21 protein-coding genes and 1 pseudogene are annotated in these 23,433 nt (G+C 37.9%); 15 read left to right on the forward strand and 7 right to left on the reverse strand.

Annotated features, from left to right (window positions below):
• Positions 1-12: 12 nt before the first annotated feature.
• Together ACFINU_RS01320 and ACFINU_RS01325 are read right to left on the reverse strand one after the other, a co-directional pair.
• Positions 13-1,056, reverse strand: a complete 1,044-nt coding sequence (locus ACFINU_RS01320) for a hemin-degrading factor (RefSeq protein WP_375617631.1) — start codon at positions 1,054-1,056, stop codon at positions 13-15.
• Between the two features lie 263 nt (positions 1,057-1,319).
• Positions 1,320-3,497 carry a TonB-dependent hemoglobin/transferrin/lactoferrin family receptor gene (locus tag ACFINU_RS01325; RefSeq protein WP_375617632.1) on the reverse strand — a complete coding sequence of 726 codons (2,178 nt, stop codon included), beginning with the start codon at positions 3,495-3,497 and terminating at the stop codon, positions 1,320-1,322.
• A 242-nt stretch (positions 3,498-3,739) separates the two neighbouring features.
• Here ACFINU_RS01325 and ACFINU_RS01330 point away from each other — a divergent pair, with 242 nt between their 5' ends.
• Positions 3,740-4,510 (forward strand): energy transducer TonB, encoded by a 771-nt coding sequence (locus tag ACFINU_RS01330; RefSeq protein WP_375617709.1) that lies wholly within the window; start codon positions 3,740-3,742, stop codon positions 4,508-4,510.
• A gap of 1,016 nt (positions 4,511-5,526) precedes the next feature.
• On the opposite strand, the gene ACFINU_RS01335 is transcribed toward ACFINU_RS01330, so the two are convergent.
• A complete protein-coding gene (locus ACFINU_RS01335; protein WP_375617633.1) occupies positions 5,527-7,617 on the reverse strand; it encodes a lytic transglycosylase domain-containing protein in 2,091 nt (696 codons plus the stop codon).
• 250 nt (positions 7,618-7,867) lie between these two features.
• Between ACFINU_RS01335 and dapA the strand changes: the two genes are divergently transcribed.
• The gene (dapA, locus tag ACFINU_RS01340) at positions 7,868-8,752 is read left to right on the forward strand and encodes a 4-hydroxy-tetrahydrodipicolinate synthase (protein ID WP_375617634.1); all 885 of its coding nucleotides are present in this window, start codon (positions 7,868-7,870) and stop codon (positions 8,750-8,752) included.
• Positions 8,753-8,770: 18 nt separating this feature from the next.
• On the forward strand, positions 8,771-9,247 hold the full coding sequence (gene smpB / locus ACFINU_RS01345) for an SsrA-binding protein SmpB (RefSeq protein ID WP_012231306.1): 477 nt from the start codon (positions 8,771-8,773) through the stop codon (positions 9,245-9,247).
• Between the two features lie 48 nt (positions 9,248-9,295).
• Here smpB and ACFINU_RS01350 read toward each other — a convergent pair whose 3' ends face one another.
• Positions 9,296-9,964: a uracil-DNA glycosylase gene (locus ACFINU_RS01350; RefSeq protein ID WP_375617710.1), complete on the reverse strand. Its 669-nt coding sequence runs from the start codon at positions 9,962-9,964 to the stop codon at positions 9,296-9,298.
• 575 nt (positions 9,965-10,539) lie between these two features.
• On the opposite strand from ACFINU_RS01350, the gene rpoZ reads away from it, so the two are divergent.
• The 11 genes from rpoZ to panB all read left to right on the forward strand — a co-directional run bounded on the left by rpoZ (position 10,540) and on the right by panB (position 19,937).
• Complete coding sequence (rpoZ, locus tag ACFINU_RS01355; RefSeq protein WP_375617635.1) at positions 10,540-10,938, forward strand: DNA-directed RNA polymerase subunit omega; 399 nt, start codon at positions 10,540-10,542, stop codon at positions 10,936-10,938.
• 128 nt (positions 10,939-11,066) lie between these two features.
• Positions 11,067-13,292 (forward strand): RelA/SpoT family protein, encoded by a 2,226-nt coding sequence (locus ACFINU_RS01360; protein WP_375617636.1) that lies wholly within the window; start codon positions 11,067-11,069, stop codon positions 13,290-13,292.
• Between the two features lie 16 nt (positions 13,293-13,308).
• Positions 13,309-13,887: an orotate phosphoribosyltransferase gene (gene pyrE, locus ACFINU_RS01365; protein ID WP_375617711.1), complete on the forward strand. Its 579-nt coding sequence runs from the start codon at positions 13,309-13,311 to the stop codon at positions 13,885-13,887.
• 92 nt (positions 13,888-13,979) lie between these two features.
• Complete coding sequence (locus ACFINU_RS01370) at positions 13,980-14,552, forward strand: DUF2062 domain-containing protein (protein WP_375617637.1); 573 nt, start codon at positions 13,980-13,982, stop codon at positions 14,550-14,552.
• A 37-nt stretch (positions 14,553-14,589) separates the two neighbouring features.
• Positions 14,590-14,991: a holo-ACP synthase gene (acpS, locus tag ACFINU_RS01375; protein ID WP_375606308.1), complete on the forward strand. Its 402-nt coding sequence runs from the start codon at positions 14,590-14,592 to the stop codon at positions 14,989-14,991.
• A gap of 79 nt (positions 14,992-15,070) precedes the next feature.
• Complete coding sequence (lepB, locus tag ACFINU_RS01380) at positions 15,071-15,883, forward strand: signal peptidase I (RefSeq protein ID WP_375617638.1); 813 nt, start codon at positions 15,071-15,073, stop codon at positions 15,881-15,883.
• A complete protein-coding gene (gene rnc / locus ACFINU_RS01385) occupies positions 15,864-16,571 on the forward strand; it encodes a ribonuclease III (RefSeq protein WP_375617639.1) in 708 nt (235 codons plus the stop codon). Before lepB ends, rnc begins: the two co-directional genes overlap by 20 nt.
• Entirely contained in the window at positions 16,564-17,469 is a 906-nt protein-coding gene (gene era / locus ACFINU_RS01390; RefSeq protein WP_012754937.1) for a GTPase Era, read from the forward strand. Before rnc ends, era begins: the two co-directional genes overlap by 8 nt.
• 25 nt (positions 17,470-17,494) lie before the next feature.
• Positions 17,495-18,241 carry a DNA repair protein RecO gene (gene recO / locus ACFINU_RS01395; RefSeq protein WP_375667312.1) on the forward strand — a complete coding sequence of 249 codons (747 nt, stop codon included), beginning with the start codon at positions 17,495-17,497 and terminating at the stop codon, positions 18,239-18,241.
• 23 nt (positions 18,242-18,264) lie between these two features.
• Positions 18,265-19,125: a pantoate--beta-alanine ligase gene (panC, locus tag ACFINU_RS01400; protein WP_375617641.1), complete on the forward strand. Its 861-nt coding sequence runs from the start codon at positions 18,265-18,267 to the stop codon at positions 19,123-19,125.
• Entirely contained in the window at positions 19,122-19,937 is an 816-nt protein-coding gene (panB, locus tag ACFINU_RS01405) for a 3-methyl-2-oxobutanoate hydroxymethyltransferase (protein WP_375617642.1), read from the forward strand. Before panC ends, panB begins: the two co-directional genes overlap by 4 nt.
• A gap of 98 nt (positions 19,938-20,035) precedes the next feature.
• Here the strand turns inward: panB and ACFINU_RS01410 are convergent.
• The 3 genes and pseudogenes from ACFINU_RS01410 to ACFINU_RS01420 all read right to left on the reverse strand — a co-directional run.
• Positions 20,036-20,178: pseudogene (locus tag ACFINU_RS01410) on the reverse strand (integrase); the annotation flags it as partial.
• Positions 20,179-20,530: 352 nt separating this feature from the next.
• Complete coding sequence (locus ACFINU_RS01415) at positions 20,531-21,148, reverse strand: YfbR-like 5'-deoxynucleotidase (RefSeq protein ID WP_375617643.1); 618 nt, start codon at positions 21,146-21,148, stop codon at positions 20,531-20,533.
• On the reverse strand, positions 21,141-22,013 hold the full coding sequence (locus ACFINU_RS01420; protein WP_375617644.1) for a YgfZ/GcvT domain-containing protein: 873 nt from the start codon (positions 22,011-22,013) through the stop codon (positions 21,141-21,143). The genes ACFINU_RS01415 and ACFINU_RS01420 overlap by 8 nt, the downstream gene beginning before the upstream one ends.
• A 64-nt stretch (positions 22,014-22,077) precedes the next feature.
• Here ACFINU_RS01420 and ACFINU_RS01425 point away from each other — a divergent pair, with 64 nt between their 5' ends.
• On the forward strand, positions 22,078-23,406 hold the full coding sequence (locus ACFINU_RS01425) for a dihydroorotase (protein ID WP_375617645.1): 1,329 nt from the start codon (positions 22,078-22,080) through the stop codon (positions 23,404-23,406).
• The last annotated feature ends 27 nt before the right edge of the window (positions 23,407-23,433 follow it).

Raw genomic sequence — 23,433 nt, forward strand, 5'->3', positions numbered from 1 at the left:
TCTAACCTTATCTTAGTTACTGCTGTTTTCTTGGCATGATGGCAAACTATTCAATAAAGAACGCCAATCTTCACGTTCTTTTTGACCCTCCTTGCGTACGCCAAAGAATTGAATAACCATCTCATCATCTTTATCGAAAACTTCAAGTGAACTGACATAACCATCACGGGTAGGTTTGCGAACATGCCATACTCTAGCAATTCCGGACGTGAGTAAATGAAGGTCAAATCTTGGATCAAGAACATTAAGCCAAGGTCCCATTTGCTTAATATTTTTTACAGTCCCACTAAAAATTTGAATACACCCTTTATTCCCAACAAAACACATGATTGGCAGTTCTTGTTGTGCGACTTGGGTAAGCATTATTTCAACAGCATTTACCTGTAATTCATCGGCAAATTCATTACCAACATATTTTACAGCATGATGTCGATTAATTTTAAATTCGGAAATAATTTTGTGAAGTTGGTGTACATCTGTCATTTTCCGCCAACGATCCCGAAAACTCTCAATATCCAATTCTGTTATGTCACATTGGGCTGGAAGAGAAACGGGAAGAATGTTAAGAACAGGAGACTGATCTTCAAGAAGGAGCTTTTCAACAAGTTTATTCCACTCTTCCATATTTGTCATATCTTTAGAATAGACCTTTAAAATAGCAACGCCATGTTGATCAAAGAATTGCAGACTTTTTGTAGGTTTTCCAAGAATAACGACATCATATTCAAAACCGAACTTCCATTGTTTTGTAAAAATACGCAAATCAATTTCACCAAGTGTGATAGGAATATGTTCGTTTTGAACAATTTTTTCAAAACGTCCCGTTATTTCGTGAACAGCATATTCATTGCGAGTTAAGACCATGACGGTTCCAAGTCGAGGTGCATTTTCTAAGAGAGTAGCAACATCAGTTTGTAGCCTTTTTGCTTTTCCAATGGTACAATAAGCCGCAATAAGCTCTGCTTCAGATATACCAATCGAAACCGCAAAATCGCGGTTTCGCATTTCTTTTTTTTCTTCACGCAAACGAAGAATCATTTCAGCTGTATGTGCCATGAATTTACCTTATGTTACTTAACTCAAAAACTAACTTTCAAATTTTACAATTCCAAGGCAATAAATTAAATTCTTTTAAGAGTTCAATCTATCACAAAATAACACTCTATCGCCAACAGCTGAGCAATCAAAAAACGATAAAACAGAAAGAATTAAAACTTTTCTACCAAATCTTTGTAATTTAAAAGATGTTGAAAATAGAAACACAATAATTAATCCTTTTATCAATACGATTTTATTGACCGAATAATTAACAGAAGTGACTAAAACTTTTGTACAAACGACACCTTAAAGTTACGACCAGGCTGGCTATAATAATCTTTTGGTGTTGAACTTTTACCTGAAGGAAGTTCAGATACATTCCAATATTTTGTATTGAAAAGATTATAAACACCGGCTCTTAGAATAGGTCCCGTTTCACCGAATGGTTTCCACCACCCTGTCATATCAACGACATGATATCCTGGAATTTTTTGGTAATCAGATTCTCCGGCTACTTTGTCACGTTTAGCTGCCAAAGTAAGGATAATATCGCTTCCCCAAACCTCTTTTGCATATCCTAATCCGATAACTGCTTTCAAAGGAGGAATTGAGTTAAGATACTCCTTTTTATCAAGATCTTTTCCTTGTGAATAAGCAAGAGCAACATTGCTATGAAAACCATTTTTAAGAACTAAATGGGCTTTTGTTTCAACACCAAAAATTTGCACGTGAAAACGATTCATGTAATGCCGACGCGCAAATCTAAATTCCTCTGATGGCCCTCTATCCTCAGTATCTATGAAATTCTTATATTGATTGAAAAAGGCATTGAAGGAACCACCGAAATTTACATTTCCATACCGTAGACCAACATCATACCCATTGCTTGTTTCTGGTTGAAGATCAGGATTCCCTTTCACATAATAAGCAGAAGGTTTGATATAAGAGACGTAAAGTTCTGAAATACGTGGTGCACGAAAAGCCTGTGCCCACTGAGCATAAAGCGTTACTTGATTACGAACATCCCACTCCACACGTAATTTAGGAGAAAAGCGTGAACCACTTCTTTCTGGAGGGAATTTATCAGAAATCAGTGCTTTCTCATAAGAAGGTGTTTTCTGAGGAACATATTTGTACCAATCATACCGGATTCCCGGTATTACACGAAAACGATCATCAACCAACCCAATTTCATCTTCAAAAACAAAACCTAAATTGTAACCATTTGTGTCTGGTGAATCTGATCGATTAGCAGGAACAAAAAGACATCCCCGAGCGTATTCTTTTATATGACAATTGTCTTTACCTAACAAATAGTGATGAAATTTAGATGACGAAACATTCATTACAAACTTTAACGTATGGTCTATAGTGCCAAAATCCACTTTTTTAAGGGCATCAGCATTGAAACCATAATTGATATTACGCAAGAAATTATCTCTCAAATAATCCCCTTTGGGTGCTGAAACACGAACGCCTGTCATAACGTAACGACTTGATTGCCTTTGCCAATAAAGCTGCCCATTAAACACATCAAGAACTGCATCACCATTACCATTATAATTATAAGAAAGAGAAAAGCGCTCACGAAGTTTATTATCCTGCTCATAAACGGAACCTGGAGCGTATCTTTTAGACGAATTTAATTCATGTGTGTTACTATTATGACCAAAACGCTCTGCGGTAAAACCAAGGCGGTGATTATCACTCAAATATTGATGAATTTTAAAAAGCAAGTTATTTTTATCAAAGTGAGAAGGGTTTTTGCGCGTGCGTTCCTCATACCCTTCTATTGTTCCCATATTTTTGCGCTCATGACCTTCTACATAAGATCCTTGAAAAAGTAAAAATGTCCGGTAATTACGCACAGCAAAAGCTTGATCGATGCGCCAGCTGTTATCAACAGAATTATAACCACCTTTTATAAGGCTTCCCCAATTCTTTTCTTCCACGATCAGGTCTTCAGGATCAAGGGTACGCAACGCAATGATTCCCCCTAAGGCGCCAGAACCATAAAGACTAGAATCTGATCCTTGAATAGTATCAAACGTAGAAAGAGCATTGAAATCAAAAGTTGTGTTTCCACCTCCACCACGGAATATATCATTAAACCATGGAAGAGAAATACCATCCATTGTCGTAAGAACACGGTTTGCATCTAGACCCCGAATAACGAAACTGTTATTTTCTGAGTTATAGGATACGGAAGGATTAAGACGACTCACATCATAAACATCAGTTATTTGTCTTTCATCAATATTCTTGTTGGTCTTACGATCAGTCAGAATGGTTATTGAATTTGAAGCATCTTCTATTTTTTTTCCTTTAATAAGGATTGGTTTAAGTTCAGTGACAGCACTTCCATCTTTATTTTGTGCAAAAACAAATGAAGGTATACAGACCGATAATGCACTTAAAATTACACAGCTTTTATAGATATTTTTTCGTCTTATTTGCATAACACATCATAACCCTTTTAAACATCCCCTCTCTGTTTTGAAATTTTTTAATACAAAAAGGCTGGACTCACTGATTAAAACTTGCCAGCCAAGTAGGAATGATTTTGACAACGGCACAAAATCATTAGAAGACCATATTAAACATGATAAAATCAGTCAAGAAAAAAGTTGCAATTTCAAAATAGCCTGTTTTAATGAGATTGAACACCAATATTAAGCTTAAAATAGTGGCAGAAGAAACGATGAATTTTGCAAATACGAAACAATTATTAACTCTTTGGATTGGTGCATTTATTGGGGCTTTCTTTTTGCATATATTATTAGCAGCACAGTTTTATTTTCAAAGTACTGGTATAAGTAATGGTTTGCTCTCGTCGGAGATTATGCTGACTTTTGTGCAAGAAACTGTATATCCGGATGTTGATACAGACTTGCCAGATATTCATAGAGAGTCGGATATTAATACAGAGCAAGAAGTATTACAGTCTGATCTCCTAGAGCAGGAGTTAGAAGGATTGGAATCCGTGGATGAAGTTCAATCGGAAGAACCTCAGCATATAGTAGAACAAGATGACTTAAAGCCTTTGGAAGAACCCCTACCTCAAAAAGTGGAGCATAAAGCGTTTATCAAAAAAACAATACCGATGCCAAAGGCTGTAATAAAGCGCTCCAATGCAAAGGCGGTACGTTCTTCTTCCATCAACAAGGGCGGCGATACAGCAGGGCTTGAAGATATGTTGTTAATGGAGTGGTTAGCAAAGGTACAGTCACAATTAGAAAGGCAAAAAAATTATATTGTGGGACAGCGCACCAATCGTACAAAAGGAACGGTGAAGTTAGAATTTATGGTGCATGAGCAGGGGAGTATTTTTTCTAGTCGTGTAGCAGTCTCTGCTGGTGATCCGGAACTTGATCGATTAGCGATGGCAGCCCTTCGACGCGTTGGTTCTTTTCCACCACCACCACCATCAAAAGTAAATAAAACAATTAGAGTATCCCTAATATTTAGCTGATTTTTTATGCGGGGCGCTTTTCTTATAATATATTGATTTATAATGATTGTTTATAATTTTAATGAAAGTTCTAATATAATTTATTCGAATTTTTTTGATGTTGAATCAATCAAAACCATCTGCTTACTTATGATACAAGTTGAGGAGGAGCATGGATAAAAAACTTCTAAAAAGCAGTGAATATACTTCTTATGAGTGCTCTAAATGAAAGGGCTTTTGCAACATTGGGAGTTAAGGGATGATAGAGCTATAGCTTTTATTAATTAAAGGTCTAATCGATTTTTATACCATTCGTGAGAGGATTTTCGTAAGTACTTTTCAGATACACCGTTGTGAAATGGACTTAGAAACATTAAAATAAAACAATAATATAAATAAGAAAAACATACTATTTGGGGATGCTCTGTTTTGTGTGAAGGATGTGAGCTTATATGTAAAAATGAGAAAAAAAGCAAAGCTTCATCTTCATCATTAAAAGATATTGACATATTTAAAAGTCGTAAAACCGAATGAAAAGGGAAGGGGCAGAAGAGAATTGTTTGTCTTTAAGGCTTTCTAACTCAATGAGTCTGTCTTTCTGTTATCAGAGATAATCCAAACGATATATATAATAACGTGCTCTTATTTGGTATAGAAATGTTATAAGCAGGAAAAATAGTCTTAAAAGATGCTGTTTCACAAGATTTGAATATTGACTAATAAGCAACAGTAAAAGGATGAGCTATTTGTTTCACTCTTCTCTTATATTTGTAATCTCTATGATATTGTCGTCTATGTTGAGAAGAAATGAATTATTTGTACTACCTGTTGATTTATAATGATAATTCATCATTTTGTATTTAAAATAAAAGTCCCAAATAGCGTAGGGTTTTCTCATTTCGAATTTATTAATACTGAATCAATTAAAATTACTTTCTTATACGTCCTAAAAAGGTGGGTATGTGGGTACTATTTAAAAAGGAATAAAAACACTTCTTATCAACGCTTTCAAATGCTATTTGGGAAGTTAAGGCATATTATTTTCGTCGACCAGAAAGCAAGTCGGTTTTTATATCTATTTTCCCAGTGAGTCTTGCTTTGTAGACACCATAATTTTCCATGACACGCATCACGTAATTACGTGTTTCTGTATAAGGAATACGTTCAATCCAATCAATGACGTTATCGAGAGATTGTCCTCGAGGATCGCCATAACGTTTTATCCATTCATTGACACGACGGGGACCCGCATTATAGCCAATAAGAGTTAGTATATAGGATCCATTAAAACGTTCTAATTGTTCATTGAGAAAATGGGCACCTAATGTTGCATTATAATGAGCATCACTGCTAAATTTTTTAGGAGACCATGCGATTGAGTATTTTTTTGCCAGTGCTTTTGCTGTTGTAGGAAGCAATTGGAGTATACCTTGTGCACCTACTTTTGATATGGCTGTTGGATTAAATTCGCTTTCTTGGCGTGCAATGGCATAGATAAGCGATTTTTCTTCTACAGAAATATTAGCAGAAGCTGGTATAGCTCCCAGAGGATGAGAGAGTGCACCGACATTTTTCCCCTGAAAAACAGCCATTTTTCCAATTTTGAGGCTGGTATAATAGTCTCCATTTTTTTCTGCCATAACAGCCAGAAGAGCTAATTCACCGGGGCTTTCTATTTTTTTTCCGAGCTCTCTATAAAAAAATTTAGCAAAATCAGCATAGCCGGCTGCTTCAAGACGTTGAATTGCTTTGATCGCTTTTCGTGCACTAAAATGTTGTCGCTCAGCGGTTGTTGGTTTGGGAAAGAAAACTTTAAGCTTTTTTTGGTTGAGTCGTGCAGCGGCTAATTGACCATAGTAAGTTGCACCAAAATGAGCTGCGCGATGAAAGTATTGCTGGGCATTTTGATGTTCTTTTAGCGTTTCTGCTGTTCGTCCCATCCAGTAATATCCACGTGATGCATAAAAAGGTAAAGAAGAGAGTTGAGGAATACGTGAAAAATGCTGCATTGCCAATTTAGGGTTATGAAGAAACCGTAGTGCATACCATCCTGCATGAAACTCAGCATCGACGGCTAATGCAGATGTTATACCAGTGTGCATTGTAACAAGTTGATAAGCAATTTTTGGTTTGTTTAAATCGAGCATTTCACGAGAAAGGGCGCGTTGTTCTTTCCACAATGAATGAGGGTTCATAAGGCGGAATGCATCTTTTGATGTTTTCATCATGAGTGCTGCTGCTGCATCATATTGCTCTGTTCGTCGAAGATGGCGTATTCGAGCAAACTGAAAAAGAGGATCTTTTTGCCAAGATCTCTCTACAGCTTTTAATTTTTGTGTAGCTCTAGGATCATTTTTTTCAACGGCCACAAAAGCATTAAAAAGAGATTGAGCATGGGCTAATTTTGCAACGCGTGCTGCTGAATCAAAACGATGTGCATACAGCATAAACTGCATGCGTTTCAAATGATCAATAGGTTTTAATGCAGCGTTTGCATTTTTAAGAACAAATACTTCTTCTTTTGCATTAAGCTGTGTTTTATGCCACCATGGCGCAATAACGTGTTGAGCACGAGTGGTTTGTCCCGTTGCGATAAGTGCTTTAGCGAAAAGAGCCATCCCTTGTGCTGTTTGGGGCGGGTGATGAGAAAATTTTTGGATGATTGCGCGTGTGACGTTGGTTTCGTTAAGAAAAGCACGTTCAGCATTGCGTTGCATCGTTTCTATACCTGGCCATCCTTTTAGCATGTTGATTGCATTAAATATTTCAGAACTGGGTATATTAGCTTGGTTTGACACCCCCAGCGCCCATGTCAAAATATGACGATCAAGGCTATGTTTTTCCATTGAATTACGAAGATTTATTGTTTTTGCAATATTGTTGTTTGCTAGTGCATCTAGCCCAGTTTTCAGTTGCTGAAGTGTAGCAGTATTGTGTGATGTCGTGTGTATCTGTTGAAGAGATTCTTGAGCTTTTTTTGCGGTAAAGGGAGTAGGGCGAACCAAAGGGATTGGTACTTTCCCTTGCAAAAGTGGTGTTTGCGCGTATGCACTTGAAAATAAAATTCTTATTGCCAGTATAAGTGCAGTAAAGGTTGATACGAAAAGAGAGGTGGAAAATACACGCATAGAGAAAAGACCTTGAGACCTTGCTTTTTGTAAAAACTTAAGGATTTATAGAACACAAGCATGAAAAACGCGTTAATATAGACGGCTTATTTTAAAGAAATGTTCAACATTTAAGGAGGGACATTTTCATCTTATGGGGGCTTTTTTTGAAATTCATCTTGCTTCAATGATAGAGCAAGATTATGCTCTATTTAAAATTTATAAAAGGCGATTATAAAAAAATAAAAGCAAACATTATAGGGAGTTTATCATGCTCAAGGGAGCTATAACTGCGCTTATCACACCGTTTGATAATAAGGGCGCGATTGATGAGAAGGCGTTTTGTGATTTTGTTGAATGGCAGATCACACAAGGGATTAACGGTGTAAGCCCTGTTGGGACAACAGGTGAATCAGCAACGTTAAGTCATGAAGAACATAAGTGGATTATAGAATTGTGTGTTGAGCAGGTTGCAAAGCGTGTTCCTGTTGTTGCTGGAGCGGGATCAAATAGCACAAGTGAGGCCGTAGAGCTTGCACAATACGCGCAAAAAGCTGGTGCAGATGCAGTTTTGGTTGTCACTCCCTATTATAATAGACCAAATCAATCTGGTTTATACAAGCACTTTTCTTCCATTGCCAAAGCTGTTTCTATTCCAATTATAATTTATAATATTCCTGGTCGTTCTATTATCGATATGGCTGTAGAAACGATGAAAGACCTTTATCAAGATTTTAACAATATCATTGGTGTAAAAGATGCAACGAGCAGAATTGAACGCGTTAGTGAACAACGTGAAAAGTGTGGGAAGGATTTTGTACAGCTTTCCGGTGATGATTGTACAGCGTTAGGTTTTAATGCACATGGAGGTATGGGGTGTATTTCAGTTTCCTCCAATGTTGCTCCAAAGCTGTGTGCAGAGCTTCAAGCTGCTTGTTTTCGTGGTGATTATAAAACAGCACGAGAATTAAATGATCGCTTGATGCCTCTTAATCGTGCTGTGTTTATTGAACCTAGTCCAGCAGGTATTAAATATGCTGCTGCAAAATTAGGATTTTGTGGTGATACTGTGCGTTCTCCTATTGTTCCATTAACAGAAAGAACAAAGAAGATTATTGATGCAGCCCTCAGTCATGCTGGTCTTTTAAAAGCATAAAATGATATTGACAAAGCCATGAATAAAAAAAAGAACGCGCCCGTACGGAAAATAATTGCTGACAATCGTAAAGCACGTTTTAATTTTGAAATCCTTAATAATCTCGAGGCTGGTCTTGTCCTTCAGGGAGCGGAAGTGAAGTCCTTACGTTCTAATCATGCCAATATTGCTGAAAGCTATGCGAGTTTTGAGAATGGGGAATTATGGTTAGTAAACAGCTATATTCCTGAATATACGCAGGCTAATCGTTTTAATCATGAACCACGACGTTTGCGCAAATTATTACTTTCAAAACGTGAGATGGCACGTTTTTTTAATGCAACGTCTCGTGAAGGAATGACACTTGTTCCTCTCAAACTTTATTTTAATGAACGAGGGCGCGTTAAATTGGAGATCGCTCTAGCGCGAGGGAAAAAGCTTCATGATAAGCGCGAAACGGAAAAAAAACGCGATTGGGGACGTGAAAAAGCAAGACTTTTAAAAAGGTATGGATGACGGATGCGATCTAGATATCCTTTATTTATAGCGCTATTTAAAACAGTTTTAGCATTGATCTAAGTATGTTTTTGCTGCTTGAAAGATTTGGTGAAACATAGCGTCTGTCAAGCGTCCAGTATTTGTATTATAACGAGAACAGTGATAGCTCGAAAAGATGCGTAATCTGCCGATGTTATTGATTTCGCCGTGTCCAAAAGGGTGAGCTAAAACTTTTGCATTAAGGGCACGTATTGTTGAATGGTGCGCAATGGTGCCTAAAGTGATAACGGCTTTAAGTTTGGGAAGATTTGTTAAAAGAGGTGAGAAGAAATAGCGGCACGTGTTAATTTCTGCACCGGTGGGTTTATTTTCTGGTGGAACACAACGAACAGAGTTAACAATTGCTGCATCAATAAGTTCAAGAGTATCGTCTGCTCTTTCTTCAAAGGTTCCTTGGGCAAAACCAAACTTTTTTAAAGTTGAATAAAGTAAGTGCCCAGCATAATCACCAGTAAATGGACGTCCAGTTCGATTTGCTCCGCGTAATCCAGGAGCAAGCCCAACAATAAGAAGGCGTGTTGTATCTGGCCCTTTATAAGGAAAGAATGGGTGCACCGGTGCGTTATACCAACTTGGTTCTTTTACACGCCAGCCAGCGATAAATTGATGAAGCCTCGGACATAAATTGCAATTTTTGGGTGGTTCTGGGCACAGTGATGTTAATTGGCTATTCATGGTGTTAGGCATCAATCGTTTTTCTATTTTTTGAGTCTTTATAGCGTATATGACGGGTTATGTTTTGATAAACAATCTATAATCTATAATGAATATAAATAAACTTTTTTTAGCAGAAAGTTTAATATAAACTTATTGCTCATTATTGTGTAAAGAGAGGTCATTTTTCAGTAATTTATTCGATGAATAAGAGTGCGATACACATGATGTTCAAAGAAAAAAATTCTCTCTTTAGATAAAGATATTATCATAAAAAGTATGTATAAGACTGCTGTTATTGCAAAGGATTTAAACAGCAGGTATTCTTTTTAAAAGGATAAGGACTCCAGACAAGTATTTTGTCAAGAAAGACCGTCCTTTGTTTGAGGTCAATCTATTGGAATGCTTTTAAAAGAAATTTTGATAACGAGCATGAATAGGTTATACATTTTTATAAATTTTCCAAGATTTTTTTTAAATAAGTTCTTTAATCAAAAAATATAAAAGTTTGTGTTGTTTTTCTTGTGTTTTATTTTGATTATTGTATATACTCCTTTATCCGCTATTAAATTTTTTTATTTGAGAAAGAGGCATAAATGGCCCGCGTAACGGTAGAAGATTGTATTGATAAAGTTGACAACCGCTTTGAATTGGTACTTTTAGCAGGTCATCGGGCGCGTCAGATTTCACAAGGAGCGCAGATTACGGTTGATCGTGATAATGATAAAAATCCAGTTGTTGCTTTGCGTGAAATAGCAGAAGAAACATTGTCGCCTGCTGATTTAAAGGAAGACCTTATTCATTCGCTGCAAAAGCATGTGGAAGTAGATGAGCCAGAAATGGCAAGTGGATTTATTACCCATTCAGGTGAAGCTGAAAGTGTTTTTAATACGTCGTCGCAAGAAGAAGGTACTTCATTTGATCATATGTCAGAAGAAGAGCTTTTAGCGGGTATTGAAGGTTTGGTTGTTCCAGAAAAAAGTGACGATTATTAATTGCAGCAATTTATGTTACAGGGGTAAAGATACTTTGTCATGTAAGGAGCAATTATTTTTCGTGTCTTTTATTAATAGGACGTGTTCAATAAAGATTAGGGGTGTGAAAAGATAAAGGATATGCTCGTATGATGCGTCAGTGTGAGCTTGTTGGGCGTGTTCAACGTTACAAGTCTGACGTAGATGAGGCTCTTTTAAACAGGGCCTATGATTATGCAATGAAAAAGCATGCACATCAAAAGCGTGCGTCAGGTGATCTTTATTTTTCTCATCCTTTAGAAGTTGCTGCTATTTTGACAGATATGCGGTTGGATGAGGCAACGATTGCTGTTGCTCTTTTGCATGATACAATTGAAGATACAAGCGCTACACGAGCAGAAATTGATCAGCTTTTTGGTTCTGAAATTGGAAAGTTGGTTGAAGGGCTTACAAAGCTTAATAAGCTTGATCTTGTATCAAAGAAAGCCGTACAAGCAGAAAATCTTCGTAAACTTCTTATTGCTATTTCTGATGATGTTCGTGTTCTTTTAGTCAAACTTGCTGATCGTCTTCATAATATGCGTACCCTTGGTGTTATGCGTGATGATAAACGTCGGCGAATTGCTGAGGAGACGATGGATATCTATGCGCCACTTGCAGGCCGTATGGGTATGCAGGATATGCGTGAGGAATTAGAGGATCTCTCTTTCTTTTATTTAAATCCAGAAGGTTATCGTACGATTACAAATCGACTTTCTGAATTATTGAAACACAACCGTGATTTGCTTTCCACAATTGAAAATGAATTGACAAAACTTTTTTTCGAGCATGGCATTAAAGCAGATGTTAAAAGCCGTCAGAAAAAATCTTATTCAGTCTTTCGCAAAATGGAAAGTAAAGCATTATCTTTTGAACAATTATCGGATATTTTTGGATTTCGTGTGATTGTTGAGTCCGTGAATGATTGTTATCGTGCTCTTGGTGTCATTCATACGACATGGCCAATGGTTCCTGGTCGTTTTAAAGATTATATCTCTATACCAAAGCAAAATGATTATCGTTCTATTCATACAACAATTGTTGGTCCTTCAAGACAACGTGTTGAGTTGCAAATTAGAACGGCTACTATGGATGAAGTTGCTGAATATGGGGTTGCTGCTCATTCCATATATAAAGAGCACGGTTCCAATTATTCGACTGTGAAGTTATCAAGTGAAACGAATGCCTATGCATGGTTGCGTCAAACGATACAATCTTTGTCTGATGGAGATAATCCAGAAGAGTTTTTAGAACATACAAAACTTGAGCTTTTTCAAGACCAAGTTTTTTGTTTTACGCCGAAAGGTCGATTAATTGCTTTTCCTAAAGGAGCTACGCCTATTGATTTTGCTTATGCCGTCCATACAGATATCGGTGATTCTTGTGTGGGTGTAAAAATCAATGGTCGTATTATGCCTTTAATGACCAAATTAAAAAATGGTGATGAGGTTGATATTATTCGCTCACACGCTCAAATTCCGCCAGCAGCATGGGAATTTCTTGTTGTCACGGGTAAAGCACGTTCAGCTATTCGACGAGCAAGTCGTGCAGCGGTACGTAAACAATATTCGGGTTTAGGATATCGTATTCTCGAGCGTTCATTTGAATATATGGGAAAGCAATTTTCAAAAGACCTTTTGAAGAAAGTTTTGCCACGTTTAGCACGTAAAGATGTAGAGGATGTATTGGCTGCTGTTGGGCGTGGAGAGCTGTTTTCCGCTGATGTAATTAAAGCGGTTTATCCTGATTATCAAGATCACCGTGTAGTACAAAAGTCATCTTTTAAGCCTGGGGAAGAAGGTTGGTTTAATATTGAAAATGCTCAAGGTATGATTTTTAAAGTTCCAGAAAATGAAAAGAATGCAATGGTCGAGAATCATCAATCTAAAGCCTTGCCTATTAGAGGAACCCGTGGAGATATACCCGTACGTTTTTCACCGGAAGGAGCAGTACCTGGAGATCGGATTGTTGGTATTATGCAGCCAGGAGCTGGGATTGTTATTTATCCAATACAGTCTTCAGCTTTGATGGCGTATGATGATCAGCCAGAACGATGGATTGATGTCCGCTGGGATATTGATGCCCAAATGAATGAACGTTTTCCTGCACGGATGAATATTTTAGTTGTAAATAGTCCTGGTTCTTTGGCTGAAATTACACAAATAATTTCTGCTAACGATGCCAATATCCAAAATTTATCTTTTATCCGTACAGCACCAGATTTTACAGAAATTATGATTGATTTGGAAGTGTGGGATTTAAAACATTTGAATCGTATTTTTTCTCAGTTAAAAAAGGCAGGTTCAGTAAGTACAGTACGGCGGGTTCATGGATAAAAAGAAAGATTTTGCAATGAATACACAAGATGTCATTGATATTTTTAAACAAGCAGATGCTATTCTAAAAGGGCATTTTATTTTAACATCGGGGCGCCATAGTGCGACTTATATGCAAAAAGCGAAAGTATTCATGCATGCTGACTTGACGGAAAAGTTATGTCGTGGATTGGCTGAAAAAATCAAAAAATCTATCGAGGGAAAAATTGACTATGTTGTTGGTCCCGCAATTGGGGGTCTTATTCCTTCCTATGAAACTTCACGTCACCTTGGTGTTCCTTCTCTTTGGGTAGAGCGTGTAAATGGCATCTTTGAATTGCGTCGTTTTGAAATCAAGAAGGGTGCACGGGTTGTTATTGTTGAAGATATTGTAACAACGGGTCTTTCCATTCGTGAGACTGTTGAAGCGCTTGTTACAGCAGGAGCAGAGGTATTGGCCAGTGCATGTATCCTTGATCGTTCTGGTGGTAAGGTCAATGTTGGAGTTCCATTGATTGCGCTTGCTGAATACGAGATAACCTCTTATGCTAGTGATGCACTTCCTGCAGAGCTTTCTGTTCTTCCCGCGATTAAACCAGGCAGTCGAAATATTTAATTGTCGTTCTATTTTTTTGTGCAAAAGCTTAAAAAGATTAATTTGGATGATATAGATTATTTCATCATCAAAAGATGTATATTGAGAGTCATATGCTTTTTCGTCGTCGAAAACCAATAGATTTTGTAACGCGTATTCGACTTTGGTTATGGCCACGTCGTTCATTTTCTCGCTCATTTTGCTACATACATAAACGTATTTTGCGTATATCAGCAACACCGCATGAAGTAGCATTAGGGGTTGCTGTTGGCGTTTTTTTAGCTTGTTCACCTTTCTTTGGGTTGCATATTATTTTGGCAATATTTTTTTCTTGGCTTTTGCGTGCAAACTTTGCTGCCGCAATCATTGGGACAATTTTTTCTAATCCACTCACATTTTTATTGATTGTCATGGCTGATTATAAAGTAGGGTATTTTTGTTTATCACTTTTTAGCGATGTCAAAGAGATTTCTCTTTCGCAAATTCGTGCTCTATTTAATGGTTTGACATTGTCAAATCTCTCTCTCCTCTTTAAAGGCGCATGGGATACAATTATGAGTCCTATGATTTTAGGGGGAACTCTTTTAGGTATTGTTTTTGGTGGTTTATCTTATATAGGTGTTTACAGAGCAACGGTTCGTTTTAAACAAAAGCGATATCAAAAGATTATAAAAAAAGGCGTTTAAAGAAGCGCTCATCGTAAGAAAGATCGGGTAATATCTTATGATTATTGGTCTTGGAAATGATCTGGTTGATATACGACGTATTGAGAAAATGTTGGTTCGTTATGGTGAGCGTTTTATCCAACGGATTTTTACGGATATTGAAAGAAATAGATCTGAAAATCTCAAAAAAAGCTCCTCTTCCTATGCAAAAAGATTTGCTGCGAAAGAAGCATGTGCTAAAGCCTTAGGAACGGGAATCGCTTGTGGTATCAATTGGAAAGACATGGGGGTAGTTAATTTGCCATCTGGTAAACCAATAATGCAATTAACAAATCGTGCGCAAATGCAACTTCAAAAGTTATTACCTCCTCATCATGATGCAGTTATTCATCTTAGCATAACAGATGATTTTCCTTGGGCACAGGCATTTATTATTATCGAAGCACTTCCACGTGGATAGATGGCGTGAGAGATTGTGCTTTTGTTATTTGAATATTATGATGAAAAAAATTATATCTGTGATGAGAAGGCAGTTGGTGATGATCCCAAAAGATAAAGTGCATAAAAAAGAAAAAAAAGGTGGGCTTCTTGAATTTATTTCTGTTTTAATACAGGCTTTGCTTTTAGCAGCGTTTATTCGGACACTTTTTTTCCAGCCGTTTAGTATTCCTTCCGGTTCAATGCGTCCTACTTTGTTGGTGGGAGATTATCTGTTTGTTTCTAAGTATGCATATGGGTATTCTCGTTTTTCCATCCCCTTTTCTCCTCCTCTTTTTTCTGGACGGATTTGGGCATCTCAACCTCAACGTGGAGATGTGGTCGTTTTTCGCTTACCAAGTAATCCGAAGATTGATTATATAAAACGCGTCGTTGGGCTACCAGGTGATCGTATACAAGTCCGTCAAAGTGTCCTTTATATTAATGATGAGGCTGTTTCACGTCACTTTATGGGGGAGATTGATAATTCTGATATAACGGAAGCGAACTATCCTGTTGAGGTTTATCGCGAGACAATGCCTAACGGTGTCAGTTATGATACACTTGATTTAGCTTTCATCCCGAAAGTTGATGATACAGAAGTCTTTGAAGTTCCTCAAGGACATTACTTTATGATGGGAGATAACCGCGACAATTCAGATGATAGTCGTTTAGATGTAGGCTATGTTCCAGAAGAAAATCTTATTGGTCGCGCGAGCGTGATTTTCTTTTCTATCAGTAATGGTTCAAGTGCTTGGCAGATTTGGCGCTGGCCATTTGATGTGCGTTGGAAACGTTTGTTTTCTTTCATAAATACGGTTCATGATTTGCCGCTTATCAAGCAAGGAAACAACGATGAAACGTCTCATGATTGATCAGCTTTTCAAGCTGACGGGGCATTGTTTTAAAGATGAAGAGAGGTTAAAGAAGGCATTAACACACTCGAGTGTACAAGATTCGGAACAGGGGAATTATGAACGACTAGAGTTTCTAGGGGATCGGGTTTTAGGGCTTTTGATTGCAGAGATGCTGTATCAACTTTTTCCTCAGGCAAGTGAAGGTGAATTATCAGTCCGTTTAAATCATCTGGTCAATGCACAGACATGTGCTGATATTGCGCGTGAAATGAGACTTCCTGATATGATCCGTGTTGGTTTTGAGATGAAAAATTTTGAGGGGCGTCGACTTATCAATATGCATGCAGATGTCGTGGAAGCTTTGATTGCCGTAATATATCTCGATGGAGGATTGGAAAGTGTTCGCCCTTTTATTCAAAAATATTGGCAAAGTAGGGCAAAGAAAATGGATGCTGGTCGACGTGATGCCAAGACAGAATTACAGGAATGGGCGCATATCCAAGGCAATGCACAACCACATTATCAGGTTATAAAACGTTCAGGTCCAGATCACGATCCTGTTTTTATGGTAGAGGTCAGTATTTCTGGGTTTGCTTCAGAGATTGGGCAGGGAAGCTCCAAAAGATATGCTGAAAGAATGGCAGCTGAAAAAATTTTGCGACGAGAGGGTGTATGGAAAACAGTGGGAAAAAATAATCATGAGTGACGTTATGAAAACGCGTTCTGGGTTTGTTGTGCTTATTGGGATGCCTAATGCCGGTAAATCGACATTGGTTAATCAATTGGTTGGAACAAAGGTTTCAATTGTAACACATAAGGTACAAACAACACGAACTTTAATCCGCGGTATTGTCATTCATGATGATGTGCAAATTGTGTTGGTCGATACACCGGGTGTTTTTCGTCCCCATAAGCGCTTAGAACGAGCCATGGTCTCTGCTGCTTGGGGAGGGGCTAAGAGCGCTGATGTTCTGCTTGTTTTAATTGACGCTCAAAGTGGTCTTTCGGATGAAGTTGATATGATGTTAGATATTGTAAACAATATGAAACAAGAAAAAGTTCTTGTTCTTAATAAGGTTGATACAGTTGTTAAATCATCTCTTCTAGCGTTAACCACTAAAATAAATGAACGTGTAAAGTTTGCGCAAACATTTATGATTTCTGCTCTAAACGGTTCTGGTTGCAAGGATTTACTTCATGCGTTGAGTAACATGATGCAGGAAGGACCATGGTATTATCCGGAAGATCAAATTTCTGATATGCCTATGCGTCATCTTGCTGCTGAAATTACGCGTGAAAAACTTTTTCTTCGTCTTCATGATGAACTTCCTTATTCCTCAACGGTTGAAACAGAAAACTGGGAAGAGCGTTCAGATGGTTCCGTTAAAATTAATCAAGTTATTTATGTCGAGCGTGAGAGTCAGAAAAAAATTGTCTTAGGAGCAAAAGGCGATACAATTAAAGCGATTGGTCAAGCAGCACGTAAAGAACTCATGGAAATTATGGATCAAAAGGTTCATCTTTTTCTCTTTGTGAAAGTGCGCGATAATTGGGATACCGATCCAGAACGTTATCGTGAAATGGGATTGGATTTTTTAAAATAAGATTTTTAAAAATAATTAAAGTAAAATGAAGTGGAAAGAACAAGCCGTTATACTTGGTACGCGCCAATATGGTGAAACAAGTGTTATTCTTGAGATTATGACACGTGAACATGGTCGTTATATGGGAGTGGTAAAAGGGGGGCGCTCGCGTCGCATGGCAGCTCTTCTTCAACCTGGAAATTTTGTGGAGGCTGAATGGTGGGCTCGTTTAGACGAACATTTGGGACTTTTTCGGCTTGAAGCTCTTGATTTACATGCGGCACGATTAATCTGTCTACCAGAAGCACTTTATGCTTTGCAATTGATAGCTTTTCATTTGCGGCTTCTTCCCGAACGTGATCCGCACCCCATTTTATATGATATTTTACACCTTTTTATGCAGAATTTTGATGAACCATTTGTAAATGCAGAATTGCTTGTACGTTTTGAAATGCGGCTTCTTGAAGAACTTGGTTTTGGTCTTGATTTATCTTGTTGTGCTGCAACAGGTCGTCAGGAAAGGCTTCATTACGTATCACCAAAATCTGGTCGGGCTGTCTGTGAAGAAGCAGGAGAACCTTGGAAAAAAAAGCTTCTTATTCTACCACAGTTTCTTGTACAAAGAGTGACTCGTCCTGCTGATTTTAGTGATATAATAAATGGTTTTATACTGACGGGTTTTTTTCTTATGCGTCATGTCTGGGAGCCACGAGATATAAAGCAGCCGTCAGTGCGCATGAATTTGATACAATTGTTTGAGCGGCAATTTGGTGTACAGGCATTAATTTGTTGATCTGATGATAATTGAATGGGAAAATGAGAATTTTAAAGACAATTGCTGAAGTTCGCCAATATACTTCAGAGGAACGACGTTTAGGTTTTTCGATTGGTTTTGTTCCAACAATGGGGGCATTGCATGATGGTCATCTTGCATTAGTACAGTATGCAAGAGCAATGTGTGATCGCGTAGTAGTTTCTATTTTTGTCAATCCAAAGCAATTTGGACCTCATGAAGATTTTTCTCAATATCCAAGAGATTTGAAGGGCGATTGTGCTTTGTTAAAAGAAGCAGGTGTTGAATGTGTTTTTGCTCCTTCTGTAGATGAAATGTGGGCACCAGGAAATGACACAATTGTACAAGTGAAAAAATTATCACGTATTTTGATGGGAAAATTACGTCCAGGGCACTTTTGTGGTGTAACAAGCGTTGTTGCTAAACTTTTTAACATTGTCCAACCAGATAAGGCTTTTTTTGGGGAAAAAGATTTTCAACAAATTTTAATTATTCGGCGTATGGTTGAAGATTTGGCTTTTCCTATTGAAATCGTTGGAGTTCCTATTCTACGGGAGTCAGATGGTGTAGCTTGTTCTTCACGCAATCAGCTTTTAACATTAGAAGATCGTAAAGCTGCCAAAATTCTTCCTGAAAGTGGAAAAGCTGCTGAAAAGCTTTACCATGAAGGTGAACGGTCGGTTGATAAATTATGCAAAACTGTTCATGATATTTTACAACAAGAAACGCGTGCAATCATTGAAGCGATAGATTTACGGGATATGGAAACTTTATGCGTGATTAGAGGAACATTGAATAAACCAGCAGTTTTACTTCTTACTGTCCGCTTTGGTGAGGTAAGGCTGATTGATCAATATATATTGCAAGAGAAGGGTGGAAAATGAGTGTACATAAAACCGTAAAGCGTATAACATCTTCCGAAATACATGCAAGAAAGGGACAACAGCCAATTGTTTCTTTAACAGCTTATCAAGCTTATACTGCGCGGATTGCTGATCCATATTGCGATATCCTTTTGGTTGGTGATAGCGTTGGGATGGTTGTGTATGGGTTTGAGACAACGCTTCCTGTTAATTTAGATATGATGATTTTACACGGGAAAGCCGTGGTGCGTGGATCTCAAAAAGCTCTTGTGGTTATTGATATGCCTTTTGGTTCTTATGAAGAAAGTCCAGAACAAGCTTTTTTTAATGCATCGCGTATTCTTGCTCAAACGGGGTGTGGTGCAGTTAAGCTTGAAGGGGGTGTTTATATAGCAGAAACAATAGATTTTTTGTGTAAACGTGGCATTCCAGTGATGGGGCACATTGGTCTTACACCCCAGGCGGTGAATCGTTTTGGTGGCTTCAAAACACAAGGACGCAAGGAGAATGATTGGCAAAGAATTGAAGCAGATGGAGCAGCGATTGAAGAGGCAGGTGCTTTTGCTGTTGTTTTAGAAGGGATTGTCGAACCTTTAGCGGTGAAACTGACAAATAAGCTTTCTATCCCTACGATCGGTATAGGGGCGTCTAATCAATGTGATGGACAAGTATTGGTTATGGAAGATATGTTGGGCTATGGTTCTCATGTGCCAAAATTTGTACGCCGTTATGGAGACCTTGAACAAGCCATGGAAACTGCAATAAAGAATTATGCAGAGGATGTCACATCTCGTGCTTTCCCAGCGGATAATGAAGTTTATAAACTAAAATAAACTTCAGTTTAAGATGAAAGGTTTGACAAGAGAACATTTGTTATTTTGATAATGAATGTGTATTTTTAATATATTTTGTATGCAATTTGAACTGTGATTTTTTCCATTTCTTTAATGAAGTCACGCCTCTCATGCAAAACAGAACGCCATTGGGTCGCTAATTCACGTGCTTTTTTAAAGAGAGCTTTCTTAAGGCACCCAATCCTATTTCGCGATGGCGTTCGTGAATAGTATAGTGGTAAGTCCCTTATGAAGTGTATAAAATTTATAGAGTACTCCCGTCTTTACGCTTCATAAGAGAGCAAGTCGGCATCATCACACACTTTGCCAATTTTCAATGCTGCGACAGCGCTTAGCACTTGAGATGGTCCATAAGAAGCATTTTAACTCTTTCTTTAAAAAAATTTTACCCACACGCCAGCCCCGCTTGTGGTGTGCAAGAGAATGATTTTGATTGATTCAATATAAACAGATTTGAAATGAGTGAAGCTTACGATATTAGGAGCTCTCATTCAAAATGAAAAAACAATGAATTATTATTATAAGTCAGTGTGATGATTCTGTAATGACAAGGAATCAACAATGCGAAGAGTCTATAATCTTTGGGCATCTAAGTCATTAAAGCGCGTTAAAAATGCGTTTTCAATGTGTTGTGTAGAATAGGGGGATAAATTAAGATCATCGGGTAGAATATTATTGGGAGAGCCAAAATAGCGAAGGGCTTCTTCTGTATTAAATCCAGCAAGCGTAATCGCTTCATAATAGGCAGCAATACGGTCGGCTTGTTTAATTTTTTTTAAAAGTTTTTGAGAAAGATCAACGGGAAGAGAAAAGCGCATGTGGATAGCATCTTGGATGCGCTTTTCAACGCGTTCATATTGTTTTCCTATGACAGCTTTAAAAGGGGAAATCATATCGCCGATGACATATTCTGGAGCATCATGAAGAAGGGTATAAAGACATTCGTTGCTTCCCGATTGTGGAAAAAGTTTTTGAAATATTTGTTCAACCAAAAGTGAATGTTGTGCAACAGAATAGGCATGCTCTCCTCGTGTTTGACCATTCCAACGTGCTACGCGAGAAAGTCCATGGGCAATATCTTCAATTTCAACATCAAAAGGAGAAGGGTTGAGAAGATCAAGTCGCCTTCCAGAGAGCATTCTTTGCCAAGCCCGGGCTTCTCCATTTTTTAATAATTCAGCTTTAGCCATGAGTGTTTTCTATAGTATTTTCAGGAAAGGTAAAATTCATATTTTCAGCAATGCTTATAGTGACAGGAATGTTTTTTACAGTAAAGGGGATGTTATGATCCATAGCATCTTTGACGTGGTCAATACGCATTAAAGCAAGAGCCTCATTTTCTACACATGTTCCCAAGTAGCCAAGCACTTTTGTTCCTGCTTCAATGCTAGATTGAGGGGTTAATTTACACTGGCCTTTTACAATAAAAATACGGCGACGTGCTGCACGGCGGTGGTGCATTCGTGAAACAATTTCTTGTCCAATATAACATCCTTTATTGAATGCAAGTCCATTGATTTGATCGTAATTAATATCATGAGGAAAGACTTTGCCAACTTCATAGTCTTGACCACTTTCCGCAATTGCATAACGGATACGCAATTGATTCCATGTATCATGATATTCTGAAGTCAAAAAAGTTTTTTTTCCATAGATTCGTATTATTTTTTCTTGTTGTGGGAAGCGTTTATCAACAAAACTTGAATCAAAATTTAAAGTATCTGATTCATTATTCAAAGAAACCGTAACAAGCTCTTGTAATGGTTGTGTAATTTCTACTTTTTTACGCAGCTTATAGAGCAACAGACGTTGGTGAAGCGTATCAGCTAAAGGCATTCTGATATCAATCAGGTAACCATTTTCTTTTTTTCCGATAAGAAAATCAGCAAGAACCTTTCCTTGTGGGGATAAAAGGGCTCCAGGGAAAAGTTCCTGTGGACTGATTTTTTTTACATCTGTCGTGATCAAGGATTGTAGAAAATCTGTTGCTTCTTCCCCTATAATTTGAATAAGCCCGCGGTTTTTTAAGCAAATGGCATTTTGTTTTTCAATCATGGTTCTTGCCTTTCTGCTCAAAGTTACATAATCGATAAGTGAGCAATATGTAAGGAGCGTGGCTATGTTTAAAACATTTGATACAATTTTTAAAGGTGCAACACTTGTGAATCATGATGGAAGAAGCAAGCGTGATATTGGTATTACAAATGGTCGTATTACTGAAATAGGCAACCTTACATGTGCATCGGCTAGTGAGGTCATTGATTGTACAGGGCTTCATATTTTACCAGGAATTATTGATAGCCAAGTGCATTTTCGTGAGCCAGGGAATGAATATAAGGAAGATTTGGAAAGTGGCTCGTATTCTGCTGTGTTAGGGGGTGTTACGGCAGTTTTCGAAATGCCTAATACCAATCCATTGACAACATCAGAAGAAACATTAAGCGATAAGGTTCAACGCGCATTTCATCGAATGCATTGTGATTTTGCATTTTGGGTTGGAGGAACGCGTGAAAATGCTCATGAATTATCTGAATTAGAAAGACTTCCTGGTGCGGCTGGAATTAAAGTCTTTATGGGGTCATCTACCGGTGATCTTTTGGTTGATGATGATGAAAGTGTACGCCTTATTTTGAAGAATACACGCCGTCGTGCGGCTTTTCATTCTGAAGATGAGGCGAGGCTCAAAGAGCGTAAAATATTGCGTATTGAAGGGGATGCATCGTCACATCCGATTTGGCGTGATGAAGTTGCGGCATTAAAATGTACGCAGCGTTTGGTAAAAATTGCTCATGAGACGAAGGCTCGGATTCATGTGTTACATCTTTCGACAGAAGAAGAAATTGATTTTCTAAAAAAACATAAGGATGTTGCAACAATTGAAGTGACACAACATCATTTGACGCTCACGGCTGATGATTATAAGAAGTTTGGTACATTAATTCAGATGAATCCGCCTATTCGTGAGCCGCGCCACCGTGACGCTCTTTGGTACGGTGTTCAACAAGGAATTATTGATGTCTTAGGTTCAGATCATGCGCCTCATACTCTTGAAGAAAAACTTCAACCTTATCCCTCTTCACCTTCAGGTATGACAGGCGTGCAAACAACAGCAGCAATTATGTTGACACATGTGAATGCAGGAAAAATATCTCTTGAACGTTTTGTTGATCTCACTTCACATGGCCCTAGTCGTATTTTTGGTATAAGTTGTAAAGGGCGCATTGCTGTTGGGTTTGATGCTGATTTAACCATTGTTGATCTTAAGCGAGAAGAAATTATTACGAATAGCTTAATTGGTTCGCGTACCGGTTGGACACCTTATGATGGTCAAAAAGTTAAAGGTTGGCCTGTTGGGACTATTATCCGTGGTATGCGTGTTATGTGGGAAGGTGAAATTGTCACACCTTCACAAGGAGAGCCTGTTAAATTTATGGAAACTTTGGTGTAAACAAATTAAAATCATAAGCATGCCGTA

Origin of the sequence: Bartonella sp. AC130YNZD (assembly GCF_042196865.1) — a bacterium.
Classification (GTDB): domain Bacteria; phylum Pseudomonadota; class Alphaproteobacteria; order Rhizobiales; family Rhizobiaceae; genus Bartonella.